Genomic DNA, 26,293 nt, shown 5'->3' with positions numbered 1-26,293 from the left:
CCCTTCGATTAGCGAAGATTAGCGTTTTGAATGCCGCAGTGCGGTTTGCCATCGGCCGCTTGCTTCTGGCTGGTTTTGTTCTAAATAAGAGGATGGCCGTGAAACACTGGTCCAAACTTCCTGCCACCCTCACTATCGGCTTGGCCTTCATTCTCGCGGACGCTGGCGCGCAGAACGCATTCGCGGGACAGGAGATGAGCCCCGATGTGCGCGCGGCTATCGACCTGGCCATCGGCCATATGCGGCCTTCTCTTGTCCGCATCCGCGTCGTGATGACCGAATACCGCGACGGGCGTGAGTTTAAGCAACAGGCCGTCGGCAGCGGAGCCATCATCACCCGGGACGGTTATATCATCACCAACCATCATGTGGCCGGTCATGCCGCGCGGTTGATCTGCACCCTCTGGAACCGCGAGGAAATCGAGGCCGAGTTGGTCGGCACCGACCCGCTGACCGATATCTCCGTCATCAAGCTCAAACCCGGGCAGCCCCGCGAGTTTGTCCCAGCCTCCTTCGGCGATTCCTCTCGAATTCGCGTGGGCGACCCAGTCCTGGCGATGGGCAGTCCCATGGCCTTGTCGCAATCAGTCACCCTGGGCATCATCAGCAACGGCGAAATGATTATGCCCCGCATGTTCGGTACCCTGGGCCGCTTCCGGCTCGACGGCGAGGATGTGGGTTCACTGGTGCGATGGATTGGGCACGACGCCGCCATCTACGGCGGCAATTCCGGCGGCCCGCTGGTGAACCTTTCCGGCCAGATTATTGGCATTAACGAAATCCGCTTTGGCCTCAGCGGCGCCATTCCCGGCAATCTCGCCCAGGGCATCGCGCGCGAACTCATCGCGCATGGCAAAATCCAGCGGAGCTGGCTGGGCCTGGATGTGCAGCCGCTTTTCAAACACACCGAAGTCAAAGATGCGCGCGGAGTTATCATCAGCGGCGTCATCAACGGGTCCCCTGCCGCCGAGGCGGGCCTGCAAGCGGGCGATTTGCTTCTGAGCCTGAATGGCAAGGCTACCACGGTTCGTTTTGATGAGGAGCTGCCCGATTTCATGCGCCTGTCCACCAGCCTCCCCCTCGATAAAGACGTCAGTGCCGTCGTCCTGCGCGCCGGCCAGCAAATGACCTTTGCCATCCGCCCGGTCGAACGCGGCGAACTCAACCCCAAAGAACAGGAACTCAAACAATGGGGATTGACTGTGCGCAACCTCTCTTTCCTGGCTGCCAAAGAAATGAAACGCACCAATCAAGAAGGCGTCCTGGTCACCTCCGTCCGCCCCGGTGGCCCCGCCGGGGAAGCCAAACCCGCTCTGGATTCCAAAGATGTCATCACCGAGGTCAATCACACCCCGGTCAAGAATGTCGAGGAATTGGTCCGCCTGACCGATGCATTGACCAAAGGCCGCACCGATCTGACTCCGGCCATTGCCACCTTCGAACGCGAGTCCCAGCGCTATTTGACGGTTGTTAAGCTCGGCATCCAGGAACTGCGCGACCCGGGGCTTGAAGTCACAAAGGCCTGGCTGCCCGTAGAGACTCATGTCATCAGCCGCGACATCGCCCGCCAGATCGGTCAGCCGGCCCTCAAAGGATTCTATATTACCGAGGTCTATCCCAATACCACCGCTGACAAAGCCGGCCTCAAACCCGGCGACTTCCTCACCGCTGTCGATGACCAAAAACTCACCGCCTCCGGGCCCGAGGACGAGGAGGATTTCGCGGCTTTGATTCGCCAATACGATATCGGCGCCCAAATCCGGTTGTCCGTCTTGCGCGGCACAAACCGGCTGTCCATCCCAGTGGGGCTCGAGCGTTCGCCCAAACTCCGGCGTGAGATGAAGAAGTATCAAAACGATGATTTCGATTTCACCGCCCGCAATATAGCCTTCTTTGATACTGCCGACCAGCAATGGCCGGCCGATCAGCGCGGCGTCCTGGTCGAGGATGTCAAGTCCGGAGGCTGGGCTGAACTCGGCTCCCTCTACGTCGATGACCTCATCGTCGAGGTGGACGGCCAACCCGTCCCGGATGTGGACGCCCTCAAATCTGTTATGACCGCCATCGCTCGCGACAAAAGGTCCTTTGTCGTATTGAAGGTGCTGCGTGGCATTCATACCGTTTTTGTCGAACTCGAACCCGCTTGGAAAAAATCGTGACCGTTACTTGAGGCCTCCCTAACATGAACTACATCTTTAATCTGCCGATGCATCTCCCTCTCCCCTGCCGAAGGGGAGAGGGGTCTCCCCTTAGTCTATGCCACGGCCCCAGGTTTAGCTCTTCCAGGGGCGGGGAATGCCTCGTCTCCGAGTGTCTAATGAATTGAGCAATCACAAAATAAAAGGAATCCTATGACTCGAACTCCACGGCTGTTTCCGTATTGCCGGCTGCCGATGCTATTGGCCGCTTTCATGGCTTTTGCCGGTGGCCCGGCCCTCGCCGATGAGTTGGCGGAGAAGGGCAGGGCCATTTTCAAAGCAAACCAGCACGCCGTGGTCACTGTCCAATTGGTCGTCAAAAGCAAGTTTTCCATGGGCGGCATGGGCGGCCAGGCCAACGAATCGCGCCAGGATGTGACTGGCACGGTGCTCGACCCTTCCGGCCTCGTTGTTCTATCGCTCGCCGCCACTGACCCCGGGCAGATGATCCAAAGCATGATGTCAGGCATGTCGGATGACGATTCGAAGTTCAAAATGGAGACTGAGCTCAGTGATATTAAGATTCTCCTGGACGACGGCAGCGAAATACCTGCCGAGGTGGTCCTGCGTGACCGGGACCTGGACCTTGCCTTTGTGCGGCCCAAGGCCCCTCCGGCCAATCCCTTCATCGCTCTCGACCTGGCCCAAAACGCCAAGGCCGGGTTGCTCGATCAGGTCATCACCCTCAACCGGCTTGGCAACGCCGCTGGCCGCGCCTACTCCGCCTCGGTCGAGCGCATCGCCGCCATTGTCGAACGGCCCCGCCTCTTTTACGTCCCCGAGAACTCCCTGACCATGACGGCCCTGGGCTGTCCGGCGTTCACCCTGGACGGCAAGGTCCTGGGCGTCTTTGTCATGCGCGCATTGAAAAACCACGGCGGGGGCGGTATGGGGATTCTAAGCCCGCAGCAAGCGAACATCACGGCAATCATCATACCCGCCGAGGACATCCTCAAGGCAGCCAAACAAGCCCCGCCAGCCAGCGAAAAGAAAGAGAAAGAAACCCCCGCTGCCGGCGAAAAGAAAGAGGCGCCTGTTGAGACTAAATAGAACCAAAGCCCGCGAATCATTATGACCAACTCAACCGCCTTGCGCCTGGCAGCCGCCTTCGGGTTGATGGCCGTTGGCCTCGGGGCATTCGGCGCGCATAGCTTGCGCCCACTCCTGGAACGCAACCAGACCGCCGCTATCTGGGAGAAGGCCGTCTTTTACCATTTCATCCATGCCGTCATGCTGTTCATCCTGGCCGAACACACCCCTTTGCGGCGTGGCCCATGGTGGCTGTTTTTGGCCGGCATCGTCATCTTTTCCGGCTCGCTCTACCTGCTGGCGCTGACCAATCTGCGCTGGCTCGGGATGATCACCCCTGTAGGTGGCATCAGCTTCATCGCCGGTTGGGCTTGCTTAATGATTTGTCCCTCGGGCAAAGCCGCCCCGATGTAATCGGCGTGGAGAGTCTGGAGCGTCCTAACGGCTGCCTGGGCGCGCTGTGCCGGGCTTTGCACCTTGGGCGGGTTGTGTGTTACGGCGGGCGGCCCGCTCAATTTGCTCATTGGTTGGCATTCCTTGTTCGGCGCGTTCGTGGTCCGTAATGCGGATGGCGTACTTGCTGGGCTCGAGTCGAGAGCCATAGAACCTGGCGTACACCTGAGTGAACTCGGCGCCCAGATAAAGAATCACCGAAGAGTAATAGACATAGAGAAGGATGGCCATAAACGCGCTGCCGGCCCCATACGCGGCGGCACTGGTTTCATGCTTCAGATAAAGGGCCAGGAGATGTTGCCCGCCGGCGAAAAGCAGGGCTGTGCCGATGGCCCCGTCACGAACGTGACGCCAGCGAATCTTCACATCGGGCAGAATCTTGAATATCAAGGCAAACAGGAGAGCCGTTGTGGCGACAGAGAGAACCGCGTTGAACACCGGGGCCAACCAGGGCGGCACTGAGATAAGAGTGGCAAGGTACTTGGCAAAAATATTCACGAAAGCCGTTAAGGCCATTGAAACCAAAAGCAGGAACGCGATCACCAACACCATTGCCAGCGAGAAAAAACGGTCGCGGATAAAGGCGACGATGCTTTGGCCGGGTTTGGTCGTCACTCCCCAAATGGTATTCAGCGAATCCTGCAACTGTCCAAAGGCCCCTGTAGCGCCCAGGAACAGGACCACTGCTCCGATGAGAGTGGCCATGCGGCTGCCGTGCATCAATTGCGCGCTCATCATCGAATCGATGACCTCGGCGGATTTTGGGCCCACAAAGGACCCCACCTGCCGCGTCACTTCAATTCTCACCCGCGCCTGGCCGAAGATCAATCCGCCCAGCCCGGCTACCAGCACCAGCAACGGACCGATGGAAAAAATCGCATAATAAGCCGTGGCAGCAGCCAGGCGCAGGACACGGTCCTGGTTGAACTCGTTTATTGTCTCTTTGAAAAGGCCCCAGACCGATTTTAGGTTCATAGCAAAAACGAAGTAAAATACCAAGAACAAGTCTCCCTTCATAAGGTACTCGGGGCCAGATGTGGCAGCAACGGGCCGCAGCCGTAATTTGGGCGGGTGTTGTCCCCAATTTTTGAATTTCAAGGCTCATTATCGCCAAAATAGCGCCAGGGGTGGGTCCTGCGTGGCAGCAGCCCGTTTTCTGTGCGATAGTGACCAATACCAGGTGAGCGCGCTCTTTTATGGCTAAACCAACCTACTTCCTGCTCGTCGAGGACGACCCCAATGACGCGTTCTTCGTCGAGCGCGAATTCAAGCAAGCCCCGGCCTACCTGGGCCTGCGCATTGTCACTGACGGCAGAAACGCCGTCCGATACTTGAGAGGCGAAGGCCAATATGCGGACCGCGCGAAGTTTCCGGTGCCGAATGTGATTTTGCTGGATTTGAAGATGCCTGGGATGAGCGGGTTCGATTTTCTGGAGTGGCTCCGCTCCGAGGCGGCGACCGAGCAGCGGGTCATCCCGGTGGTGGTGATGTCGTCCTCGCCGCTGCAAGAGGACATCAAGCGAGCCTATGCGTTGGGGGTCAATTCTTACATGACCAAGCCTATCGAGTGGACTCGGTTCAGAGACCGCATCCGGATGCTGGGGATTTATTGGTCCGAGCACGCGGAAACGCCGGAGGCCTCTGCTAAGTGAAAGAGCGGGCGGCGATGGCCGCCAAACTTTTCTGCAAAACGGCTTCCCCGGCGGCGCCAGGCTCCGCCATCAATTTCGTCAGATGCCTGAATGAGCGCTCGGCTTGTTCCACGGTCCCGCACTCCACCGAGAACACCACGTCCCGCTTTGCCTTCCGGCAGATGCGAATGACACGCGCCCAGTCAATGACTCCGTCGCCGCAGGCGCAGCCGACGGGTGTGCCGGTGATTTTGCCGCGGTCGCTGGCGGACTGCTCCACCGAGATGTCCTTGGCATGTAAATGGACCAAACGGTCGAGAACCCTTTCCAGCCACTCGCAAGGGTCATGTCCGCACAAATAACTGTTGCCGGTGTCGAAATTGATGCCGAGAGCGGGACTCTGCACCAGCCGGTAAATGCGATCAAGCCCGTCGGGATGTTTGCTATATTATTGGTGCGGTTCGAGGCCAATAAGGATGCCGCGCGGTTCGGCAACCTGCGCCGCCTCGAACAGGGTGTAGCGCATTAAGACGTGGTCCTCCGCCTCGGTGGTCCAGGCTGGTTTTGGGCCTTCGTCAGTGTTGACAACTGGAGCACCGCATTCGGCGGCGAAGCGAATGGCCTGCTTGAGATATTCCACGCTGATTTCCGGCTTGCACAACGGGGTGTGCGCGGAAAAGCCGGATAGTTTGATCTGATGCCGCTCGCAGGCGCGTTTGATCCGGAGAGGGTCGTCGAGAATGGAAACGCTGTGAAAGTAACCCGCCTCGCTGAGCAACTCGCGGCCCCAGTGCAGCATCGGCTCGACAAATTCATAGCCAAGCTGCGCGGCTTTCGCAACCCCCCAGTCGAAATTCTTGTCCTCGTGGCGAACAAATTCCATGTTGATGCCGAGCTTGATCCTGCCCATGTTTCCTTTCTGGTTGGTGTTAAAGGTTTATTTGCTCCTGGCCGTCGCGTACTGGTCCGCCGCCTGGCGCAACTGCTGCAGGCTCCAGCGTCCCGGATGAATCGCCACCCGGTAACGCAACGTGAAGCTCTGGCCCGCTGGGAGCGTATGCGGCCCATCCTGGATGACCGCCGGGCTGAAATAATGCATCGAGCTATCGCTGATGGCATACCACGGCGAGGGGCTGTTGAGGTTGGCGGCCACATCGAAAATGGCAATGCCCGCTTCCCGGCCTTCAAAAATTCCGGTGTAGTCCATCGCCGCCGCTTTTCCGCGATACTTTCCCTCAGCAAAGCCCACCTGTTCGCGCGGCGTGAGGGCGCGGGCGTCTTTGATCTCATTTGCGAACCGGACCGACAAGCCGGCGTAGCCGCCCCAGGGTTGCCCGCCCGATTCACCGGGCAGGGGCGTGCGGTTCAGAACCACGTCTTTGTCCGCGGCACGGAATGTCATCGTCCAGTCCTGCGAATAAGCGCCATTCTTGTCCGCCGGCGAGACCTCAATCACGCGATGCTCGGTCATGACCGGCGGCTGACCGGGAAGGTGGTAGCTGAGGTCCATCGCGATGCGGGCGGAGAAATCGGGGCGCGTTTCAATCTGCGGTTCGCGCCAGGTCGTCAGTCCCGCCGCCACGCCGGTCTTCGGGTCCTCCTCCCAATAATTGACACCATCGATGAATTTCCACGAAAACCATAAGGCGTGGTGCCAGGTGTGGCCCGGTGGCCGGTCGCAGGTCAACACCGGTCCTCCTGCCACCGCCACCGGATGGAAGAAGGGTTTGGCCGCGACGGCGCCGTAGTTAAATTGCCAGACAATCTTTTCGGCCTGCACCAGGGCGAGGGACTCGGCTCCCCGGGTCCAAGCGAGGTTGGTGGCTGGGAGAGAGTTTGGGGAAAAATCGGCGGATGTTTTGCCCGCGGCCAGCACACGAAAAGTTTCGGCGCCGGGTGCGGGGACGCCCTGCGCGGCCGCCACCGAAGCCATCAGCGCCATCGCCGCGCAGAACCGAGCGATTCTGACAACTTTATCCATCATAAATGCCACGGTTTGCGCATGGGGCGCGCTTTGAGCCGTTGGTTGGCCGCTTCATCATGGATAAAACGCTCCGCTTTGAGATCGAACGTCAGCCGGCGCTCCAACCGCATGGCCGCATCCGCAAGGTGGCAAAGCGTGTCCACCGCCACTGCTGCCTCAACGGGGCAGACGGTGTCCTTTCGACTCTTCATGCAATCCAGGAAGTTACGGACGTGGCCCGGACTGTGAACCAGGGACACCTCCAAGCTATCTGGGTTCACATCGATGAGGTCCTCCGGCTGAAGGTTAATCCCGCTCCTGTCGATGTGCGCCCAACCATCACTCCCCTCGAAGGCCGTGCCGTGGCTTTCGATGCGCCGGTAACGCGTCTTCCATTCATCCTGATAGAGCCACGGATCACCCGTCGGCATTCCTTGATTGTGCCCGTTCGGAACGCCGATGAATTTCATTGTCACGCCGCTGCTGAATTTATAATCCACCTCCCAGACCGTGGCGGTGTCGCACACCCCTTCGGTGTTGCGAAAGGTGCCGCGCCCTTCGACCTCGACGGTCCCGCCGAGCAGTTCGCCGCCGCCCCAAAGAGCGATGTCCAGTGGATGAACGCCCCAGCCGGAGACAAAGCCCAGCGTGTAGTCGGAAATAAACCACCAGGTCTTCCGGTTCGAATCGTCAATGCATCGGTCTTGGGTGTACGGCGTCATGGGGGCCTGGCCGAGCCAGAAGTCATAATCCAGTCCAGGGGGCGGGGTGCTCTCTTTGACCGAACCTCCCGGGGAGCTGCCCGGCGCCCAAACATTGATGTGTCGCAGCTTGCCAATCCGGCCATTGCGCACCAGTTCACAGGCTCGCCAAAACATCGGCCCGGAGCGTTGCTGCGTCCCGAATTGGAAGATTCTCTTCTGCTTGCGGACGGCCTTGCGCAGGACCTGCCCCTCTTCCAGCGAGACCGCCAGCGGTTTCTCCAGGTAGATGTCCTTGCCGGAATTTACGGCCGCCAGCGCCGTCAGGACATGCCAGTGGTCAGGGGTGGCGATCAGGCAGGCATCGATGTCCTTGCGCATGACTAGTTCCCTAAAGTCATGATAGGTTTGGCAATCCTTATTGTCGTAATGCCGGTTGACCGCATGCCGCGCCACATCGAGTTGGTCGGATTTGACGTCACATACGGCCACCACCTGGCAATCTTTCTCGTTGAGAAAGCCGCTCATGTCTCCCCTGCCCTGCGGCCCGCAGCCGATCACCCCCACGCTCAGGCGGTTGCTCGGTGCGACAGCGCCGTTCTGGCCCAGGGCCGAGCCTGGCATCATCGCGGGAAACGCCGATGCCGCCAAGGCAGCGGCAGCCGTGCCACGGATGAAGCGGCGGCGGGTAAGCTCTTTGTGTGGCACAGTCTCGAATGAAGTCATAGGGCAGTCATTTTGGTCAAGAGATTGAATAGACCCAAGCCAAGGCCTGGCTACACCAATTTTGGCAAAAGCTAAACTTAGGCCGCATGAAGCGCGGCGCTTGAAAGAACACGCGCAAGACCTATATGCTGCGGGACATGAGGCGAAGCGTCACCGTCGAAACGCTCAAACAGTTCATGCATGAACTCGCGGCGGCCGCGCGCAGCCCGGGAAAGGTTTACTTCACGGGCGGCGCGACGGCATTGCTCCTCGGCTTTCGCCAACAGACAATCGACATCGACCTGAAGCTGGACCCTGAGCCTCAGGGGGCTTTTGAGGCCATTGCGCTCCTGAAAAACCAGCTCGATGTGAATGTCGAACTCGCCTCTCCCGATAATTTCATTCCGGCCGCGCCCGATTGGCGGGAACGCAGCCGCCCTATCGCTTCGATTGGACCGGTGGAATTTTTTCATTACGATTTCTCTCTGCAGGCCCTTGCCAAGCTGGAACGCGGCCATTCACAGGACCTGGAAGATGTGGCGAGCCTAATTCGTGGAGGGTATGTAACAAGCGAAGATTTGAGGAGGAGCTTTGCTCAAATCGAGCCGGGTCTGGTGCGGTTCCCGGCCATCGATTCGAGACAGTTCAGCAAGAAGGTCCAGGATTTTCTTGCCAACGCCGCGAGTGAATGAACCCAGTCAATCCTATAGGTACGATGCCGGGTGAAGACCTGGTGCGAGAGGGGCTCAAGGACCTGTCCCAGGACCAGAGGACCGACTGTGCATTGCTGGTTCTGATCGCGGCCCCAAGGTTGAGGCGGCTGGGGATTCGAGTCCCGACGCCGCGATTCCCTGGTCCATACGAACACCAGCTTTATGCTCGTATTGAAGAACGCCTTGGGGCAGGCGCGCACTCCTATTATAATGGTTTGATCCGGCGCATTGTGAGTTTCGCGCGCGCCTTGGAGCGGGAACAAAGCGAATCTAAGCCATAACAGGCGCAAGCCAAAAGTCGCTCAACGACCATTGACGGTGAGAGACATAGAGGCGGCGCGGGCATTGGCGCAACAAGGCCGCACCGGGCATCTAACTTATGCAGCGCAGGGACGAAGCCCGGGCGCGCCGCCTCTGGGTCGCTAACCACACACAACCGCATGTCCCATTCGCCTATTTCACTAAAACCAGCACCACACCGTGGCGGGGAACAGTAGCGTGAAATTCCGCGCTGAATTTTCCCAGGTCTTGCTGGCGCCACAGATCGCGCACGGCGTGTTTGCCCCTTAAACCGAGGTCTGCCCATTTGGCTCTCACGGTCCTTTCAGATTCTCCGCGGTTAAAGAGCCCGACGGCTTTCGTGCCGTCCTCCATGTCTTTGGCCCAGACCTCGCCGCCTTCGTCGAGGCTGGCCCTCCTGCCCGGCCTGGCCAGGGAGTCCTGGTCCACAGCGATCACCTCGTCATTGCTTAACAGGCTGAGGGTGAAGTCATCCAGCCGCGTGAGGTCTCCGCTGAAGATCAGCGGGGCGGCCTGCAGGCACCAGAGAGAGACTTGGGTGTATTGTTCATTGGGCGTCAGCGGGGTGGGAGCGGTTTGTCCTTTCCAGTTGCTTAGAAAGCCCAGCAGGAGGTAATCGGGATCGTTCCAGGCCCCAGGGCCTGCGAACCTGTCCAATTGGTTTCGCGTACAGACATCAAAACCGTCGCGAAACAACGCCACGGGAATTCCTTCAAATGAACCGCCCAGATCACCCGCTGTGCGCCAACTGTTTCCTCCAACCTCTTTGCCCCAGGTCCAAACTTTGCCCATGCCATACTGGCAAAGATTGAACACGATGTCGCGGTCTTGCCGCCTCAGTATCTCGCTCATCACTCGATATGGCTTTTGCAATTCCGCCAGGCTGTTGTCTTTCGCGATTTGGCCGTAGGAACACCAATCGTACTTGAGGAAATCGAAGCCCCAGTCGGTGAAACGCTCGGCGTCCAATTCCTCGTGCTGATAGGCCCCGACGTGGCCCGCGCAGGTCAGCGGGCCGGGCGATGTGTAAATGCCGGCCTTGAGGCCCTTGGAATGGATGTAATCGGTGAGGGCCTTCATATCGGGGAAACGGGCGTTGGGATTGACCCTGCCTTGCGCATCGCGTGGCGCGCCACCGAGCGAGGGGTCAGTTGCGCCGGGTTTGACCGCCCAGCAATCGTCAATATTGATGTATTGGTAACCGTGATTGATCAGGCCGCTGCTGACCATCGCGTCAGCCGCCTCGCGCATGATTTTGTCAGTAACCCGGCTTTCCCACACATACCAACTGTTCCAGCCCATGTGCGGAGTCAATGCAAGGCCATCGCCGCTAACGATTTTGAGTTTGCGTTTCGCTCTGCCAAGGTGGTTTGAGGCGCGCAACACGACGGTATAGGCGCCGGGCAGCTTAATAGCGCCGGTAATCTGGCCGGAGGCAGGGTCAATGCTAAGCCCGTTTGGGAGGTTATCCGCTGCGAATTGCATTGGCCGCTCGCCAGTCGCAGGAATAGTGAACAAGAAAGGGTGATTGGGCCGAACGCCGAAGAGCCGCGCGCCATTGATGCGCGGTGTGGCGGGCGGCTTTGGGGTCAGAATGACGGCTGCTTCGTGAGGTTGCTCGCCAGTTTCCGAAGCGAGCAAATTGAATTGAGAAACGGCTATCGCCGGAAGAACCATGAGGAGGGCAAACGAATTAAATTTCACCAGCGAGGCATAAGTTCACTAGACCCTTGGTGTCAAGATCAGTCGGTGATTTTTCCCCTGAAGCCCATAAAGCCTGATTAAGCATTGACTTTAGAGTGAGGAGGCTTATGCCCGGGCCAAGGCTGCCATGCTTACGAGCAGAGAGGCAATCGAGCGCTCCAAGCACGAACTGGAGTTCCGGCGGCCTGTTCTGCCGATGGTTTCAAGCTGATAGGAGCAGTGGGGGTCCAGGCTGGATGGACTGGCCTCATTTACACTCGGCAGACGATACCAACGCCTTTACTGAATGCATCCTCGTTGGCTAACAATCTTTCCCTGACTTGGACTGTGCCGTCTATGAGTTTTGTTTTGGAGCAAGCCCCAAGCCTGATTTCGGGTAAATGGACGCAGATTGGCATCTCCCCCACCCTCAACTACAGCAATCTTCAGCATCAGGTGACCATTCCCAAACCTGGGATGGCGTTGCTGCCGATTTGCCGATTTGCCGGATAAGATTCTCCTGCACGTCTTATGTGGAGGTCTGTTTGTGGTTGGCTATCACCGCCAAAGTCCGAAGGCCAAAGAGGCGGCGCGCCTGGGTTTCGTCCCAACGCTCCACGAGTGAAATGCCCGCTCCTGCCTTGTTGGCAGGAGCCTGGAACAATTTATGTAAACAAAACCTCGCGAAATGGTTAGCCTTTGTAAGCCAAAAAGATACAATCGACCTCACTGATTAACTATGGCTCGAATTCTGGCAATTGACGATGAAGCGCCCTTCCGGGTTGTCCTGGAAAAGATGCTTCGCGCCCTTGGGCATGAGGTGGTTCTCGCCGCCGACGGCCAGGAGGGAATGAAACTGGCGATGCAAGGCCACCTGGATTTGGTCATCACTGATCTTTACATGCCCAACCAGGATGGCTTGGAGACGATCATCGGGCTTCGCAAAATTGCGCCCCGGCTGGGCATCATCGCCATCTCGGGCAAACCTGCCGGGGGCCCGCTCCTGCGGGTTGCCCAGCATCTGGGCGCTGTCTCGATTTTGTATAAGCCATTTTCCGTCGAAGAGTTGGCGGTCGCCTTGAGCCAGGCAACGCAGCCTACCAGTCCTGGTACGGCAACACCCGGGTCAACTAGCCGCTGAACTGCGGACCCGCCTTTTCGAGTAGGACGACGACAACCCGGAGGATGCCAGCGGGCATTTTTCGAAACATGCCCTCAGACTTCCCTATTGCACGCGGCCATTCTAACGGCTTTTATTTGGCCGTATGATAGCTAAACGGGTCATCCCCTGCCTTGATGTCCATGCGGGCCAGGTCACGCGTGGCGTCCAGTTTGGCAAGGCAGAGGCCGGGGAGCTGCGCAACGTGGGCGACCCCGTGGCGCTGGCCATGCGCTATAATGAACAAGGCGCTGACGAAATGGTTTTTTTCGACATCACGGCCAGCGCCCATGGCCGCGCTGCCATGGTCGATGTTATCGAACGCACCGCCGACCAATGTTTCATGCCGCTTACAGTTGGCGGAGGGCTGCGCTCGGTCGAAGACATGTACGCCATGCTCCGGGCGGGCGCCGATAAAATCAGCATCAACTCCTCGGCCTTGGCCAACCCGGACCTCATCCGGGCTGGGGCCGAAAAGTTCGGCAGCCAATGCATCGTCATTTCGATTGACGCCAAACGGGCAGGGCAGGGCCGGTGGGAGGTTTTTTCACACGGAGGGCGCAAGGCCACAGGTTTGGAAGCGGTCGAATGGGCCCAGCGCGCCGTTTCATTGGGGGCCGGTGAAATTGTTCTCAACAGCATCGATGCCGATGGAACCAAGGCAGGGTTCGACCTGGAGATTACGCGGCGCGTCAGTGAAGCCGTGGGGGTGCCGGTGGTTGCCAGCGGCGGGGCCGGCCAACTGGAGCACATGGCTGCGGTTCTGCTCGAGGGCAGGGCCGATGCGGTGCTTGCGGCCAGCATCTTTCATTTCGGCCAGCACACGGTCCAGGAGGTGAAGGCATTCCTGTCCAAAAGGGGCATCCCGGTAAGGCTCACTGGGGCCCGGCACGAGCCTTTGTGAATCCGCAAGCCAAAGAGCTCGTTGCGGCGGCGATTTTTTGCCTCACGTACCTGCTCATCAGCGGGCGGCGCCTGAATATCCTGCCAGTGAACCGGCCAGCGGCGGCGCTCATGGGAACGGTGCTGATGGTCGGCTGCGGCGTGATGACTCCAGAACAGGCCTATCAGGCCGTCGATTACGATACCCTGGTGTTGCTGCTGGGCATGATGCTCGTTTCGGCTTACCTGTACCTGGCCGGTTTCTTCGACTGGGCAGCGGATTGGATTTTGCTCCGGGCCAGGACGCCCAACGAGCTGCTGGTCTATTTGATCTGCGTCTCGGGCGGACTTTCGGCATTGCTGGTCAATGATACGGTTTGCCTCATGCTCACCCCGTTGGTCATCGCCGTGGTGCTCTCAGGCAAACTGCCGCTGCCGCCCTACCTTCTGGCCTTGGCCATGAGCGCCAATCTGGGCAGCGTCGCCACTCTCGTGGGCAACCCGCAAAATATGATTATCGGGCATCTTTCCCGCATTCCGTTTCTGCGTTTCTCGGCCTCAATGGCGCCGGTAGCCGTCGCAGGGTTGGCAATCGAGTACGGCGTGTTGCGCATCGGCTTCCGAAAGGTGCTGGGTGAACCTCTCATTCATCGGCCCGAACCGCAAACACGGCCGCTCGACCGCCGCTTGCTCGGGCTGACCTTTGCCATCCTGGTTCTCGCCTTCGCCGGATTTATTGCTGGATTGAATCTCCCCTGGACGGCGCTGGGGAGCGGCGTATTGCTGATGGTTTTGGCCCGGCGCGACACCCATGAGGTGCTCAAGTTGATTGATTGGCATTTGCTGGTGTTTTTCGCGGCGCTCTTTGTCGTGGTTGAAGGACTCAGCGGAACAGGCCTGCCCAATCAACTTTTTGAGAGAATTCAAGGTGTCTTCGGCGCTTCACCGGCCAGCCAAGGGTGGAATCTGGCATGGTTTTCGGTGCTCGGCTCGAACCTATTCTCCAATGTCCCGTTCGTGCTGGTGGCGGGAGAGTGGATTCACCATTTTGTGCAACCGGTTTTAATGTGGAAGGTGATGGCCCTGGCGACAACCTTTGCCGGGAACCTTACGATTCTGGGTTCAGTGGCCAACATCATCGTCCTGGAAAGCGCCCGGGCGCGCATCGAGTTTGGGTTTTGGGATTATGCCCGCTACGGGATTCCGGTCACAATCCTGACGATGCTGGTTGGGATGGTCCTATTGATGTGCCAGTGACAAATGCCAGTGCAAGCGCGCTGAAGCGCGGCGGTACTGCCGGTTGGGCTGACTGACAGTCTGTCCCCCTCTCCTCACTTGGAGGAGAGGGCCGGGGAGAGGAGGCCCTTTGCCTTGCCCCACGCTTAGGCGCTTTTACTGTGCCGCTGGCGGCGCAGCACGGCTGAAACCGTTTTCAACGGTTTCAGCCACCAACACGGAACATCGCTTTTCGTATGGACCGCTGCCCGGTTTCAGGATAAAGAGTCCATGGTGCCATTGTTTATTAGTGTGATGATTGATCCAATTTCAAGATTGTTGCCTCTTTTGCCTGTGCAAGCCGCCCTGCTGTCGCGGTTGCCTGAGCCGGTCAAGCGCCTGGCGACCGAGCCGCTGGCCTACGTGGCTGCCCTCGGTATGGTGGGGGTCACGTTTCTGATCTGGGACAGCTACCGCCAGCGGCGCTTGCAACGCGAGGAGACCGAGTGGCTGGCGAGTTTTCGCAAAACCGCTCCCCCCGAGCCGCTGCCTTCGCGACTCACGTTAATCAAAGCCGACCGTTCCAGGCCTAAGCCGGCGGCGACTAACGCCCCCCAGGATGGCGGCTCAATGCGCCCAACCGATTCACTTGCTTCTGACCACACCGCCGCCAACGGGCCGAAAGCGAACTCGAAACACGGCACCCTCAACATTGAAGCGGAGGACGGATTGTGCGAGCTTTTCGTTGACGGCCTTTTTGTGGGCAACGCCCCGGCTCGAATTAAACTCGGTACCGGCGCGCATGTTGTGGAAATGAGGAAGGCCGGCCAGGATGCCTATCGCCGTGAGGTGACGGTTCTCGAAGACGCTGAATTAACGATGCGCGCGGTTTGGACAAACCACACCAGCGCCGCCCGTCACGACGATCCGAAGGTTTGAAGGTGCAACATCCGTTCCGCTGCCGTCGGTGCTTCTGGAACGAATTGAAAGGAATTGACTCCGCCTCGCTAGACATTAGTGGGCACACCATCTGTTACAGCCACTCTACGAGAATAGGGAAAAAGCATCAGAAGCAATGATCCGGCTAAAGCAAACACGATAAGCGCTGCAACGGTAGCAAAATCAACCACGAAACCTGAAAACTTCCAATTCGGAAGAATTTTAGAGAATGGCGCTACAAGCGGCGCTGTGACACCATAAAGCCAGGCAACGAACGGCGTGCCTGTATTAACTACCAAAAACTTAAATATCAATCTGAAAGTTAACAGTAGTGCGACAATGCTCAAGACAACGTTAATAAAAGCCCTTAGAATTCTAAACATAAATATATTTTAGGTCTGTTTTGTTTAAGCTGCTTTTTACAGCTTGGTGTGTTGGACTAAACACTGCTACAGTACACGGTCCGGCACCCTTCGCTATGCAGTGTAACCAGTAGCTTACGCGCCGAAGCCCCCGGCAGATCGAGACCAAACGGGCCAGGCAGAGAAAACACTAATGAGTCGCCGTGCTAAGGTGCGCGTGGCGCTTTGCCTGACAGCCTTTCTCGGCATAATCATCTGGCAAACCTTCGGCTCGCATGAGCCCGTGTATCAAGTAAAGCGGTTGTGCCAGTGGCTGGAGGCATATAATCAAGCGGGGTCCACGGCATCCAATTACCCCGTCAATATCGAGCCAATCTCCAAGGCCATTCCCGCAATCGGACGGGCGAACACGAACCCGAGAGGGCAAGATCGTGGGCGGTGGAGACCAGCGGTTGCGTTCCTTGGGGCAGCGAGAAGGCCAGAAGTAAAAGGATTGTTTGTGAACAACATCGCCAGGCACAAATCGCGGTGGGATTGATTTTCGCTGAGCCCCGATTCCGCCTGACCGTTCCCGTTCACGGCTGACCTGAGATCAGCAGGACGCGGAAGCCGTTGACGTTGAACCACCAGTCCGGGTAGTCCCGAGTACAGTCCACTCCCCAGATAGAACGCCGTCGTCGTTCCCGCCCGATCCGCATACTCCCACTCCGATTCCGTCGGCAGCCGATACACATAATTTGAGGGAATCAGGCCCCCCGCCCGCTCTTGCTGCGTCCGCAACACACAATAATTGCTCGCATCATACCAACTTACCGTCTCCACCGGGCGAGTCAAATCATTCGAATATCCATTGGCGGACGTGAAATAACTCGGATTGGTCGCCATGAGGGAGAGATAATCCCCTTGGGTCACCAAATACTTTTCCATCCAAAACCCCCGGCTGATGGTCACCCTGTGCTGGACCTCGTCGGAATTCCGCTCCGCCTCGTTCGGAGGGCTGCCCATCGTGAACGTGCCCGGCTGCTTTTTGGCACGCGAATTGTTTTGTACGCTGCGCGGGTGAAGGAGAATTGGTTTTTCTGTGCCCGGGCGCATTTTCGAGCATTTTCCGCCATTGATGAGACAACCATAAAGCCAACCGGCACCCCGGCAGCGGCGCAACGGCAGCCTCGAGTTGCGGCTGGAGACTTCGAGCCGCAAGGAGCTAGCCCGCTGGGTGCTCTCCTGGGTGCCACACGTTCGAGTGCTGGCCCCGCGAGAACTCCGGCAACGCATCATCGCGAAGCTGCGACTCGGATTGTCCTCCCTAGGCCATTGGCCATTTTTCTTTCACGAGCGCCTTATAGCCGCCTATGAGCGAATAGACATTTCGATAGCCCATTCGCTGGGCCATGGCCGCCGTTAACACCGAGCGATAGCCGCCTCCGCAATACATGATGATTTCCCGGTCGCTGCCGGGAACAGCCGCTTCGATGTCCCGTTCCAGAACGCCTTTGCCTAAATGCATCGCTTGGGCGGCATGGCCCTTCTCCCATTCGGCGTCCTCACGCACATCGATGAGCAGCGCTTGAGGATTCCTGGCCAATCGCTCACGCGCTTGTTCGACGGTGATCTCTTTGACGTAAGGCCGCTCTTCATTGACGATCTTCAGAAACCCGGGTGCATGTTCCATGGCACAGAAACTAATCCTCTGCAGCAAAGGATCAAACTCATTCTCGGCACATTGCTTGTTGACCTCTTTGGGTGAGCGGACTTTACTGCAGTATGCGAATCTTGCTCTCGGTGATGGTCCTGGGCAGCCTGATGCTCGCAGGCTGCGCGCACAATAGGCCGGCTCAAACGCAGGCGGGCTTCGCCTCGCTCCCTTCCTCCCCTTATTCAGACGCCGCCTCGAATCAAAAACTCATCATCACCCCGGAGACCGGCCTGACAGGAAAGGTCGTGCGCGTCAATTCCACGGACCGTTTCGTCGTGTTGAATTTCCCGATTGGGCATCTGCCTGTTCTGGATGAGCGGCTCAATGTGTACCGCCTTGGCCTGAAGGTCGGTGAAGTCAAAGTCACCGGACCGCAAATGGACGATAATGTGGTGGGAGACCTCGTGGCCGGGGATGCCAATGTTGGAGACGAAGTGAGGGACAGGTAAAGGGCCCTCGGCTCGAATGAGTTTCCTGCCTATTGTGGCCCGTGAATTGCGCGTCGCCGCCAGGCGGCGAGGGACTTATTGGCTGCGCAGCGCGGCGGCCCTGGCGGTGATCATCGCCGGAGCCTGGCTTTTCCTGGTGATGCAAAGCGGCCCCTCGCGCGACCTGGGGAAGGGACTTTTGACTGTTCTGACCGGCAGCGCCGGCCTCTTTGCCCTCTTCAGCGGGCTGCGTTCAACGGCGGATTGTCTCAGCGAGGAAAAGCGCGAAGGAACGTTAGGTCTCTTATTTTTAACCGATCTCAAGGGTTACGACGTGGTTTTAGGGAAACTGGCGGCCAATTCGCTAAACGCATGTTACGCCCTGCTGGCTGCGGTGCCGATGCTGGGCATCCCGCTGTTGATAGGAGGCATCACGGCGGGTGAAGTGGCTCGGCTCGCCCTGGTTATCCTCAACACGCTTTTCTTCTCCCTTGCGGTTGGCATCCTGGTCTCGACTTTAAGCCGGTCGGCCCAACGAGCCTCGGCCCTGACCCTGGTCCTTTTGTTGCTGCCCACTGCCGCCGCGCCGGCTCTCGGCGCGATGTGGATCGCCCATACCAGAGCGCCTTCTGTCCCGGAGTTGTTCCTTCTGCCAAGCCCGGCCTACAGTTTCAATCTGGCTTTTGCGGGGTTTTATCGAACCCGGCCAGACCAGTTTTTGTATTCCATGCTGGTTGTCCATGGGATGGGTTGGCTGTGCCTGCTGGCTGCCAGTCTCATCGCGCCCCATTGCTGGCAGGAAAGAAGCGCCAAAACCTTTGGCGCGCGCTGGCGAGAATGGTGGCAACAGTGGGCCTACGGCGAGATGGCTCAGCGCTTGGCCTTTCGCAAGCGGTTGCTCGATACCAATGCCTTCCTGTGGCTTGCCGCCCGCATTCGCCTCAGGCCCCTCTCCATCTGGGCAGTTCTCGCCCTCTTTGGCTGCGGCTGGCTATGGGGCCTGGCCAAGTTCAGGCGCGACTGGCTCAATGAAGGGGTCTATCTGACCACCGGTCTGCTTCTGAATTTCTTCATCAAATCAGCCTTTGCGGCAGAGGCCGCCCGCACCCTGGCGGAGGAGCGCAGAGCGGGCACGCTCGAACTGCTGCTCTCAACCCCTCTGAGCGTGCGGGAGATTTTGGCCGGCCAGGCCCTGGCGCTGCAACGGCAATTTCTTGGCCCAGTGCTGGCTGTGTTGTGCATCGAATGCGTCTTTGTGCGGGCTGGTCTGCCCGATCTGGTGATCGATGATGAGCGCGGGTTGTGGGTCTCGGTTTGGGTGGCGGGCATGTTGATGCTGGTGACCGATTTGGCCGCGCTCTATTGGGTGGCGATGTGGCAGGGGCTGACCGCTAAAAACGCCGCGCGCGCCGCCAGCCAGAGCCTGGCCAGGATTCTCCTGTGCCCCTGGGCGGGCATTGCCCTGGTCATCCTCATCGGCGCTGTGAGCCAGATGAACGGTTCGCCGCCACCAGACGTTTCCTGGCACTTCTTCCTGGCTCTGTGGTTCATACTGGGCCTGGCCGCAGATTTTGGCTTTGCCGCTTATGCCCGGCAGAAACTTCTCACTGAGTTCCGCCTGGCCGCCCAGCAGCGTTACTCGCCTGGCTTTTGGGAAAGGCTGCTCCAGCGAACCGCCCCTGACTCCGGGCAAGCTCCGCAAATCCCTCTCACCGCAAATCGCCGAGCCGCCCTCTCCCGTGACATTCCTCCCAATAGCGCAACGTGAGCTTCGCGCGGCGTCCCGGCGTCGAAGCACCTTCCGAGTCCGCTGGTGGACCGCACTGTGGGCAATCGTGTACGGAGGCATTTCTTTGATAGGGGCATCCTTCATCAGCGGACGGAAGGTCGGTCAGATTCTATTCGAAATGCTTACTTTTTATGCCTTCGTCCTTTGCCTGCTGGCTGGCGGCTATCTCACGTCGGATGCTCTGAGCCAGGAGCGCCGCGAGGGGACGCTGGGCCTGTTGTTTCTCACTGATTTGAAGGGCTATGACATCGTGCTGGGAAAACTCATGGCCACTTCGCTCAATGCTTTTTACTGTTTGCTCGCGCTCCTGCCGGTAACCGCTTTTCCGCTGCTGCTGGGAGGGGTGACCGGGTCCGAATTCTGGCGCATGGCGCTGGCCCTGCTGAACACGCTTTTCTTTTCTCTGGCAGCCGGCATGTTCGTCTCCACTTTCATGCGTCATTCCGAGCGCGCCATGCTCGGCGCCCTGTTTGTTGTGCTCTTGTTCGGCGCCGTCCTGCCCCTGCTCGCCGGAACCAGAATGCCCGGCCAACTCGCCCATCGCATCCATCCAGCCTGGGTTAGCCCTTTCTATGCTTTCCATTATTCAGCCGGGAATTTTTATCCCCGGCAACCACGGGCGTTTTCGAGTGCGTTACTTATCTCAAACCTCCTTGGCTGGTCTTTTCTGGCCGGGGCCAGTGGGCTTGTGCCTTATATTTCGCTGGAGAACACCAGCGGCCTGGGTTTTACCACATTATTCCGAAGCCGCTTCAAACGGGGCAGCAGAACCGCCCCAAGAGCAACTCGCACTCGACCTGCCTTGCACGGCAAAAACCCGGTCCTCTGGCTCTTGCGGGCAGGAGGAGAGAACCGCTGGAGGCCTGGGCTGTTGTCGCAGGGTTGGGCCTTGTAGTCGCATGGGGCCTGCTGGCAACCGGGGGCACAGCCGCAAACTGGTTATTCGCCTCCTACGCCGCCAAGCCATTTGGGTTTGCTCTGAAAGCGCTCATCGCCTTGCAAGCCTGCCGCTTCTTTTCCGACGGCCGCCGCGATGGAGCGCTGGAATTGCTCTTGTGCACCCCGCTCTCCGATCGCGAGATCGTCCGCGGCCAAATTCAGGCCCTATGGGAAAACTTTCGATGGCCGTTTGCCGCCTTTGCAATCCTGCTGCTGACGCCTGCAAGCGTCCGCCTGATTCAAGCAGTTTCTACTCTGAATTTCGACGCGGCCCCTGAGATTCTCTTCAGTTCATTCGGCGGTGGGGTTTATCTGGTCCGGATGGTAATGGATTCTTTGGCGGTTTGCTGGGTTGGCATGGCCCTCGCCCTGACCACCAAAAAACCCAGCCTCGCCTCCGCCCTGACGATTTTGTTTGTGCTGGTGCTGCCTTCGATTCTCTCCTTTTGTCTGCTCGATATTCTCGCGGACATCGTCTTTATCATCTGGGGCAGCAGCCGGATGCATTTGGACATTCGTCAAGTCGTCGCACAGCAATACCAATCAAACATTGTTGTTCCAAACCGAACGCAACCTGTAATCTAGGAGTCTAATGGGCGCGCAGGTAATGGAAACTATCCTCGAGACAAAAGATTTAACCGTTGAGTTTAAGGGACAAACACGCCGGCAAGGAACTAAAGTGGCCGTAAAGGGCCTCAATTTAAAAGTTCATGCCGGAGAAGTCTTTGGCTTTTTAGGCCCGAACGGCGCCGGCAAAACCACAACCATGAACGTGCTGCTGGGTTTCGTGCACGCCACCAGCGGGACGGCCTCCCTGTTTGGCGTCGATGTGCGCCAGCCCATCGCCCGCCGGCGCATCGGTTACCTGCCCGAGATGACTTATTATTACAAGTTTCTGAGCGCCGAGGAATTGCTGCGATTTTACGCCCGAATTTTCCACATCAGTCGCGCCGAAACCGATCGGCGCATCGATTGGTTGCTAAAGCTGGTCGAACTGGATCAGGCCGCAAAGCGTCCCATCAAAACCTACTCCAAAGGCATGCAGCAGCGGGTTGGCCTGGCCCAGGCCCTCATCAACGACCCGGACTTGCTCATCCTGGACGAACCGACCAGCGGCCTCGACCCGCTGGGGCGCATGAAGGTGCGCGAAATCATTCAACGCCTCAAAGACCAGGGCAAGACGGTCTTCTTTTCCTCGCATGAATTGGGCGAGGTCGAGACCGTATGCGACCGCATCGCGATCATCAATGAAGGCGAATTGAAGGTGGTAGGACGCGTGGCCGATCTAATCGAAGAACACCACGCGAACCTCGAAAAGATTTTCCTCAACATCATTGGCTACGCAACGGAGGTGACGGCGTGAACACCGTCCTCGCCCTGTCGGGCGTTGTCATTAAAGAACTCTATCGCCGGAAGGATTTTTATGTCCTGTTCGTTCTGACGGCGGTGCTAACTCTATTGATGGGGTCAGTGACCTTTTTCCACGACCCAAAGATTGTCCGCTATCTGAAGGACATTTGCCTGCTCCTGATCTGGATTTCCGCCCTGGTGATTGCCATCGGCACTACCGCCCGCCAAATCCCTGCCGAGCGAGAGAATCGGACAATCTTCCCCCTGCTGGCCAAGCCGGTGACCCGCGCCCAGGTCGTGGTAGGCAAATTCGTGGGGTGCTGGCTGGCCACCGGGCTTTGTCTGCTGGTTTTCTACCTGTTCTTCGCGATTATCAGCGGCTCGCGTGAAAACCACTGGCCGTTGCTGCAAACCCTTCAGGCCCTTTGGCTGCAATGGGCGATGCTCGGGATTGTTGTGGCCCTGGTGCTTCTGGGTTCGGTCGTATTTACCGCCCCTTCTTCTAATGCGACGATTTGCTTTGTGGTTATCCTGGGCATCCTGCTGCTGGGGCGCCACCTCAACCAGGTCGCCCTCCAACAATCCGAACCGTTGCGCACGATTGTCTATGCCATCTATTTCGCCCTGCCCCACCTGGAATGGTACGACTTACGGGATTTCGTGATTTACGATCATGGGTTGATTGCCTGGACCGACTGCGCCCTGGCCACCCTGTACGCCGCGCTCTACACAACCTTTCTGCTCTTTGGGGCTTGGTTGGTGTTCCGCCGGCGGTCGTTGAATTTGTAATGAAATCGGCCACCACGCGATTCCTGGTTCTGCTGCTGCTGGGCAGCGGTTGCGTCGGCCTGGCGACCATCCTGCAACCGCATGTCTATTCCTGGACCAGCCGAAGCGACTCGGACAGCGTTTTGAAAGTGCTCCTGGGCGATAGCCTGCGCTTGTTCGCTAACCATTTCTTTATCGAGGCAGACGTTTATTTTCACAGTGGCTATTATCCTTCGATCTTCGACCAAGCCCGCGCCCGCATCGACAGCAAGCACATGACCAGCAAAGAAGGGTCCCCTGAAGAGGAAAAGCATGAGCGCCGGATGAATTTCCTCGGCCCGCCACGGGACTGGATTGAGAGCTTTGGCCGGAATTTCCTGGTGACCAGGCACACCCATTTACAAGGCGGCAACGAACGCGAAATATTGCCTTGGTTGCGAATCTCTACCGATCTGGACCCGCAGCGGGTTGAGACCTACACGGTGGCCGCGTATTGGTTGCGCGACCTGGGCAAAGTCTCCGACGCGGAGCAATTCCTCCGCGAGGGCCTGCGCAACAATCCCAATAGCTTCGAAATCCTGTACGAACTCGGACGCCTCTACGACGAGAATGATCATGACTCCAATCGGGCGCGCAATGTCTGGGAGCTGGCCCTGCGCCGTTGGGGCGAACAGGAAATGGGCAAAAGCAACCCTGACGTAAGAGACCTCGAGCAGATCGAGGTGCACCTGGGACGGCTCGAAGAAAAAACGGGCCGGTTCGCGCAAGCAGCCAGATATCTGGGAATGGCCGCCAAAATTTCCCCTGACCCGGCGGCGCTGGAACAACAAATCACTGAACTCAAGAAGAGGGCCGCAGCCGCAGGGCAGTGATAAGGATTCGCGCGCTTTAGTTTCCCGTCTTCAACTCAACCACATCATGCGGGGCGGCTTCTCGCTGGCCGGCGGGGCTGACTCGGATGAACCGGGCTTTCTCACGCAGTTGGTCCAGATTCGCGGCGCCCAGGTAACCCATTCCGGACTGGATGCCTCCGATGAGCTGGGCCAGGACGCGGTCCACCGAGCCGGTCACCTCTTTCAAGGCCTCGACGCCTTCCGGAGCGACTTTGCGTGTTAAATCCGGCCCATGGCCATAGCGCGCAGCCGAGCCGACCTTCATCGCCGCCAGACTGCCCATGCCCCGATATTGTTTGTAAAGTTTGCCGCTGAACTCCATTACCTCGCCCGGGGCTTCCGGGCAGCCCGCCAGGATGCCCCCACAAATGACCGCGCTAGCGAGCGCGAGGGCCTTGACGATGTCGCCGGACTTGGTGATGCCCCCATCGGCCAGCAGCGACACGCGTTTGCGTTGGGCCGCCCGCGAAGAAACATACAGCGCCGTCAATTGCGGGATGCCCACTCCCGCCACAATCCGCGTGGTGCAGATCGAACCAGGCCCCTGGCCCACTTTGATCACATTGGCCCCGCACTCAGCAAGGAATTCCACCCCGGCGCCGCTGGTCACATTCCCGGCGATAATCGGCAGTTTCGGAAAGGCATCGCGCAACATCCGCACGGTATCGCCCACGCCTTTGCTGTGTCCGTGCGCGGTCGAAACAGCCACGGCATCCAGGCCGCGTTCAACCAGCCCCTCGACATGCGCCAGGATGCGGTCCCGGTCCAATTCGCCAAAGGCATTGCGGGTGGCGGACACGGCGGCGCCGCAAATTAAGCGGAACTGGGAATCACGGGCCGGTTTGAATTGGGCGTTGCGCTCCTGGGAGATGCGCTCGACGTCGCTCAGGGTGAACAAACCGTGCAACCGGTCCTGATCGTCCACCACCAGCAACTTGTGAATGCCGGGATGGTCCGTAAAGAATTTATCCGCCTTGGCGATGGGGTCACGGCCCAACTCCTTGCGCGGAATGGTTTGGACCTGCGCCCGGGGTGTCAGCGCCTCGATGACTTTGCGTTTGGCATGACGCGCTTTGACCACGTGCCCCGGCAACAGGCCCACCAGCTTGCCCTGTCCATCCACCACGGGAAACGTGCTGAAGGTAAAATGTTTCTTTTCGATTAAATCCAGGATATCGCCAATCGACTGGTCGGGTGTCGCCTTGATCGGCTCCTGGATGAGGCCGTGGACATGGTTTTTGACGCGGCTGACCATCGAGAGTTGCTCGCGGTCAGGCATGTTGTAATGAACCAGGCCCAGCCCGCCATTGAGCGCCATCGCAATGGCCATCCGGGACTCAGTTACCGTGTCCATGTCAGACGAAACAACCGGGATATTGAGATGCAAACCCTCAGCCAGATTTGTGTCGAGTTGGGTTTCCCGAGGCAACACCTCCGAATACATCGTGGCGAGTGTTACATCGTCATAGGTCAGCCCGATGTTGTTATACGCCGGAAAGAACGCATCGGCAGGTTTGTAAAACTTTGAATCGAGGCCGTCGGACTCTTTGCTTATTGCCATGCATTCTACAAACAGAATCCCGCCTCAAGAGCAAGAAAAAACATGCCCATATCTAGGGGTTTTGGCCCGCGTTATGCAGCATTGCGCGGCGGGTTGGATTGCCTTTTAATGTTTCAGCCCGTTTATGTATCGAGACAAAAAAGTGGTGGTAGTGATGCCGGCCTATAATGCGGCCAAAACCTTGCGCCAGACTTATGAAGAAGTCATGGAGCAGGAGTTGGTGGATTGCATTATCCTGGTCGATGATCATAGCCGTGACGACACAGTGGCTGTGGCGCGCACTCTGAAAGGGATGCAGGTGCACGTGCATGAGGTCAACATGGGCTATGGCGGCAACCAAAAGACTTGCTACCGTCTGGCCCTCGAGGCGGGCGCCGACATCATTATTATGATTCATCCCGATTACCAGTACACCCCCAAGCTCATTCCGGCGATGGTCTCGATTATCGGCAATGGCCTCCATCCCTGTGTCCTGGGCAGCCGCATTCTGGGCGGTTACGCCTTGAGAGGGGGAATGCCTCTATGGAAATACGTCTCGAATCGCGCTCTGACGTTTGCCGAGAATATCCTCCTGGGCGCGAAGCTGTCTGAATATCATACGGGCTATCGCGCGTTTTCGAGGCAAATCCTCGAAACGCTGCGCCTGGCGGAAAACTCGGATGATTTCGTTTTCGATAATCAGATGCTGGCCCAAATCCTCTGGCACGGCTTCACGATTGCTGAAGTGAGTTGTCCGACCAAATATTTTCCGGAAGCCTCATCGATCAATTTGCGGCGGAGTATCAAATACGGTTTGGGTTGCCTGGGGACCGGGCTGCGGTTTCGGTTGGCCAGGAACGGGCTGGGCGGGGCGAGGCTTTTCCCAAGACCGGCCGAAAATGCGGTTCAAGATATGAGCGCGGCGAGGCTCTAAACTGGAGGGGAACCGGCGATGTT

27 protein-coding genes and 1 pseudogene are annotated in these 26,293 nt (G+C 58.4%); 19 read left to right on the top strand and 9 right to left on the bottom strand.

Annotation, left to right across the window (positions count from 1 at the left end; genetic code table 11):
• Window positions 1-92 precede the first annotated feature (92 nt).
• The 3 genes from VG146_02155 (at window position 93) to VG146_02145 (ending at window position 3,641) form a co-directional block, all read left to right on the top strand.
• Window positions 93-2,159: a PDZ domain-containing protein gene (locus VG146_02155; protein HEV2391146.1), complete on the top strand. Its 2,067-nt coding sequence runs from the start codon at window positions 93-95 to the stop codon at window positions 2,157-2,159.
• A gap of 192 nt (window positions 2,160-2,351) precedes the next feature.
• Window positions 2,352-3,248 (top strand): serine protease, encoded by an 897-nt coding sequence (locus tag VG146_02150; protein HEV2391145.1) that lies wholly within the window; start codon window positions 2,352-2,354, stop codon window positions 3,246-3,248.
• A gap of 21 nt (window positions 3,249-3,269) precedes the next feature.
• The gene (locus tag VG146_02145; protein HEV2391144.1) at window positions 3,270-3,641 is read left to right on the top strand and encodes a DUF423 domain-containing protein; all 372 of its coding nucleotides are present in this window, start codon (window positions 3,270-3,272) and stop codon (window positions 3,639-3,641) included.
• 24 nt (window positions 3,642-3,665) lie between these two features.
• On the opposite strand, the gene VG146_02140 is transcribed toward VG146_02145, so the two are convergent.
• Window positions 3,666-4,655, bottom strand: a complete 990-nt coding sequence (locus VG146_02140; GenBank protein HEV2391143.1) for a YihY/virulence factor BrkB family protein — start codon at window positions 4,653-4,655, stop codon at window positions 3,666-3,668.
• A gap of 221 nt (window positions 4,656-4,876) precedes the next feature.
• Between VG146_02140 and VG146_02135 the strand changes: the two genes are divergently transcribed.
• Complete coding sequence (locus VG146_02135) at window positions 4,877-5,332, top strand: response regulator (protein HEV2391142.1); 456 nt, start codon at window positions 4,877-4,879, stop codon at window positions 5,330-5,332.
• Here VG146_02135 and VG146_02130 read toward each other — a convergent pair.
• The 3 genes and pseudogenes from VG146_02130 to VG146_02120 all read right to left on the bottom strand — a co-directional run bounded on the left by VG146_02130 (window position 5,325) and on the right by VG146_02120 (window position 8,701).
• A pseudogene (locus tag VG146_02130) lies at window positions 5,325-6,194 on the bottom strand (sugar phosphate isomerase/epimerase). The gene VG146_02135 and the pseudogene VG146_02130 sit on opposite strands and share 8 nt — an antisense overlap.
• A gap of 54 nt (window positions 6,195-6,248) precedes the next feature.
• Window positions 6,249-7,295: a DUF6807 family protein gene (locus tag VG146_02125; GenBank protein HEV2391141.1), complete on the bottom strand. Its 1,047-nt coding sequence runs from the start codon at window positions 7,293-7,295 to the stop codon at window positions 6,249-6,251.
• Window positions 7,292-8,701 carry a Gfo/Idh/MocA family oxidoreductase gene (locus VG146_02120; protein HEV2391140.1) on the bottom strand — a complete coding sequence of 470 codons (1,410 nt, stop codon included), beginning with the start codon at window positions 8,699-8,701 and terminating at the stop codon, window positions 7,292-7,294. The genes VG146_02125 and VG146_02120 overlap by 4 nt, the downstream gene beginning before the upstream one ends.
• A 137-nt stretch (window positions 8,702-8,838) precedes the next feature.
• Between VG146_02120 and VG146_02115 the strand changes: the two genes are divergently transcribed.
• Window positions 8,839-9,372, top strand: coding sequence for a DUF6036 family nucleotidyltransferase (locus VG146_02115; protein HEV2391139.1), 534 nt, complete (start codon window positions 8,839-8,841; stop codon window positions 9,370-9,372).
• Window positions 9,369-9,674 (top strand): hypothetical protein, encoded by a 306-nt coding sequence (locus VG146_02110; GenBank protein HEV2391138.1) that lies wholly within the window; start codon window positions 9,369-9,371, stop codon window positions 9,672-9,674. The genes VG146_02115 and VG146_02110 overlap by 4 nt, the downstream gene beginning before the upstream one ends.
• A gap of 172 nt (window positions 9,675-9,846) precedes the next feature.
• On the opposite strand, the gene VG146_02105 is transcribed toward VG146_02110, so the two are convergent.
• Window positions 9,847-11,397 (bottom strand): putative Ig domain-containing protein, encoded by a 1,551-nt coding sequence (locus tag VG146_02105; protein HEV2391137.1) that lies wholly within the window; start codon window positions 11,395-11,397, stop codon window positions 9,847-9,849.
• 336 nt (window positions 11,398-11,733) lie between these two features.
• Between VG146_02105 and VG146_02100 the strand changes: the two genes are divergently transcribed.
• From VG146_02100 to VG146_02080, 5 genes are all read left to right on the top strand, one after another.
• Window positions 11,734-11,889: a hypothetical protein gene (locus VG146_02100; GenBank protein ID HEV2391136.1), complete on the top strand. Its 156-nt coding sequence runs from the start codon at window positions 11,734-11,736 to the stop codon at window positions 11,887-11,889.
• 226 nt (window positions 11,890-12,115) lie between these two features.
• Entirely contained in the window at window positions 12,116-12,517 is a 402-nt protein-coding gene (locus VG146_02095) for a response regulator (GenBank protein ID HEV2391135.1), read from the top strand.
• A gap of 124 nt (window positions 12,518-12,641) precedes the next feature.
• The gene (gene hisF / locus VG146_02090) at window positions 12,642-13,439 is read left to right on the top strand and encodes an imidazole glycerol phosphate synthase subunit HisF (protein HEV2391134.1); all 798 of its coding nucleotides are present in this window, start codon (window positions 12,642-12,644) and stop codon (window positions 13,437-13,439) included.
• Window positions 13,436-14,674 carry an anion transporter gene (locus VG146_02085; protein ID HEV2391133.1) on the top strand — a complete coding sequence of 413 codons (1,239 nt, stop codon included), beginning with the start codon at window positions 13,436-13,438 and terminating at the stop codon, window positions 14,672-14,674. Before hisF ends, VG146_02085 begins: the two co-directional genes overlap by 4 nt.
• 273 nt (window positions 14,675-14,947) lie before the next feature.
• Entirely contained in the window at window positions 14,948-15,571 is a 624-nt protein-coding gene (locus VG146_02080; protein ID HEV2391132.1) for a hypothetical protein, read from the top strand.
• A 68-nt stretch (window positions 15,572-15,639) separates the two neighbouring features.
• On the opposite strand, the gene VG146_02075 is transcribed toward VG146_02080, so the two are convergent.
• The 3 genes from VG146_02075 to VG146_02065 all read right to left on the bottom strand — a co-directional run bounded on the left by VG146_02075 (window position 15,640) and on the right by VG146_02065 (window position 17,605).
• On the bottom strand, window positions 15,640-15,954 hold the full coding sequence (locus VG146_02075; protein HEV2391131.1) for a YggT family protein: 315 nt from the start codon (window positions 15,952-15,954) through the stop codon (window positions 15,640-15,642).
• 330 nt (window positions 15,955-16,284) lie between these two features.
• Window positions 16,285-17,028, bottom strand: coding sequence for a formylglycine-generating enzyme family protein (locus tag VG146_02070; GenBank protein HEV2391130.1), 744 nt, complete (start codon window positions 17,026-17,028; stop codon window positions 16,285-16,287).
• Window positions 17,029-17,239: 211 nt separating this feature from the next.
• Window positions 17,240-17,605, bottom strand: coding sequence for a rhodanese-like domain-containing protein (locus tag VG146_02065; GenBank protein HEV2391129.1), 366 nt, complete (start codon window positions 17,603-17,605; stop codon window positions 17,240-17,242).
• A gap of 92 nt (window positions 17,606-17,697) precedes the next feature.
• Here VG146_02065 and VG146_02060 point away from each other — a divergent pair, with 92 nt between their 5' ends.
• The 7 genes from VG146_02060 to VG146_02030 are packed head-to-tail and all read left to right on the top strand — an operon-like array spanning window position 17,698 to window position 23,775.
• The gene (locus VG146_02060) at window positions 17,698-18,078 is read left to right on the top strand and encodes a hypothetical protein (protein HEV2391128.1); all 381 of its coding nucleotides are present in this window, start codon (window positions 17,698-17,700) and stop codon (window positions 18,076-18,078) included.
• Between the two features lie 16 nt (window positions 18,079-18,094).
• A complete protein-coding gene (locus VG146_02055) occupies window positions 18,095-19,825 on the top strand; it encodes an ABC transporter permease subunit (GenBank protein HEV2391127.1) in 1,731 nt (576 codons plus the stop codon).
• Complete coding sequence (locus tag VG146_02050; protein ID HEV2391126.1) at window positions 19,797-20,741, top strand: ABC transporter permease subunit; 945 nt, start codon at window positions 19,797-19,799, stop codon at window positions 20,739-20,741. Before VG146_02055 ends, VG146_02050 begins: the two co-directional genes overlap by 29 nt.
• Window positions 20,729-21,370 (top strand): hypothetical protein, encoded by a 642-nt coding sequence (locus VG146_02045; protein HEV2391125.1) that lies wholly within the window; start codon window positions 20,729-20,731, stop codon window positions 21,368-21,370. Before VG146_02050 ends, VG146_02045 begins: the two co-directional genes overlap by 13 nt.
• A 7-nt stretch (window positions 21,371-21,377) precedes the next feature.
• On the top strand, window positions 21,378-22,148 hold the full coding sequence (locus VG146_02040; GenBank protein HEV2391124.1) for an ABC transporter ATP-binding protein: 771 nt from the start codon (window positions 21,378-21,380) through the stop codon (window positions 22,146-22,148).
• Window positions 22,145-22,924: an ABC transporter permease subunit gene (locus VG146_02035; protein HEV2391123.1), complete on the top strand. Its 780-nt coding sequence runs from the start codon at window positions 22,145-22,147 to the stop codon at window positions 22,922-22,924. The genes VG146_02040 and VG146_02035 overlap by 4 nt, the downstream gene beginning before the upstream one ends.
• Window positions 22,924-23,775 carry a hypothetical protein gene (locus VG146_02030; protein HEV2391122.1) on the top strand — a complete coding sequence of 284 codons (852 nt, stop codon included), beginning with the start codon at window positions 22,924-22,926 and terminating at the stop codon, window positions 23,773-23,775. Before VG146_02035 ends, VG146_02030 begins: the two co-directional genes overlap by 1 nt.
• Window positions 23,776-23,791: 16 nt before the next feature.
• On the opposite strand, the gene VG146_02025 is transcribed toward VG146_02030, so the two are convergent.
• Window positions 23,792-25,357, bottom strand: coding sequence for an IMP dehydrogenase (locus VG146_02025; GenBank protein ID HEV2391121.1), 1,566 nt, complete (start codon window positions 25,355-25,357; stop codon window positions 23,792-23,794).
• Between the two features lie 124 nt (window positions 25,358-25,481).
• Between VG146_02025 and VG146_02020 the strand changes: the two genes are divergently transcribed.
• On the top strand, window positions 25,482-26,270 hold the full coding sequence (locus VG146_02020) for a glycosyltransferase family 2 protein (protein ID HEV2391120.1): 789 nt from the start codon (window positions 25,482-25,484) through the stop codon (window positions 26,268-26,270).
• Window positions 26,271-26,293: the final 23 nt, after the last annotated feature.

This window comes from Verrucomicrobiia bacterium (genome assembly GCA_035946615.1).
In the GTDB taxonomy this organism is placed as follows: Bacteria; Verrucomicrobiota; Verrucomicrobiia; order Limisphaerales; family UBA8199; genus DASYZB01.
Note: the sequence above shows the minus strand (reverse complement) of the source record. Positions and strands in the feature narration are given on the sequence as shown.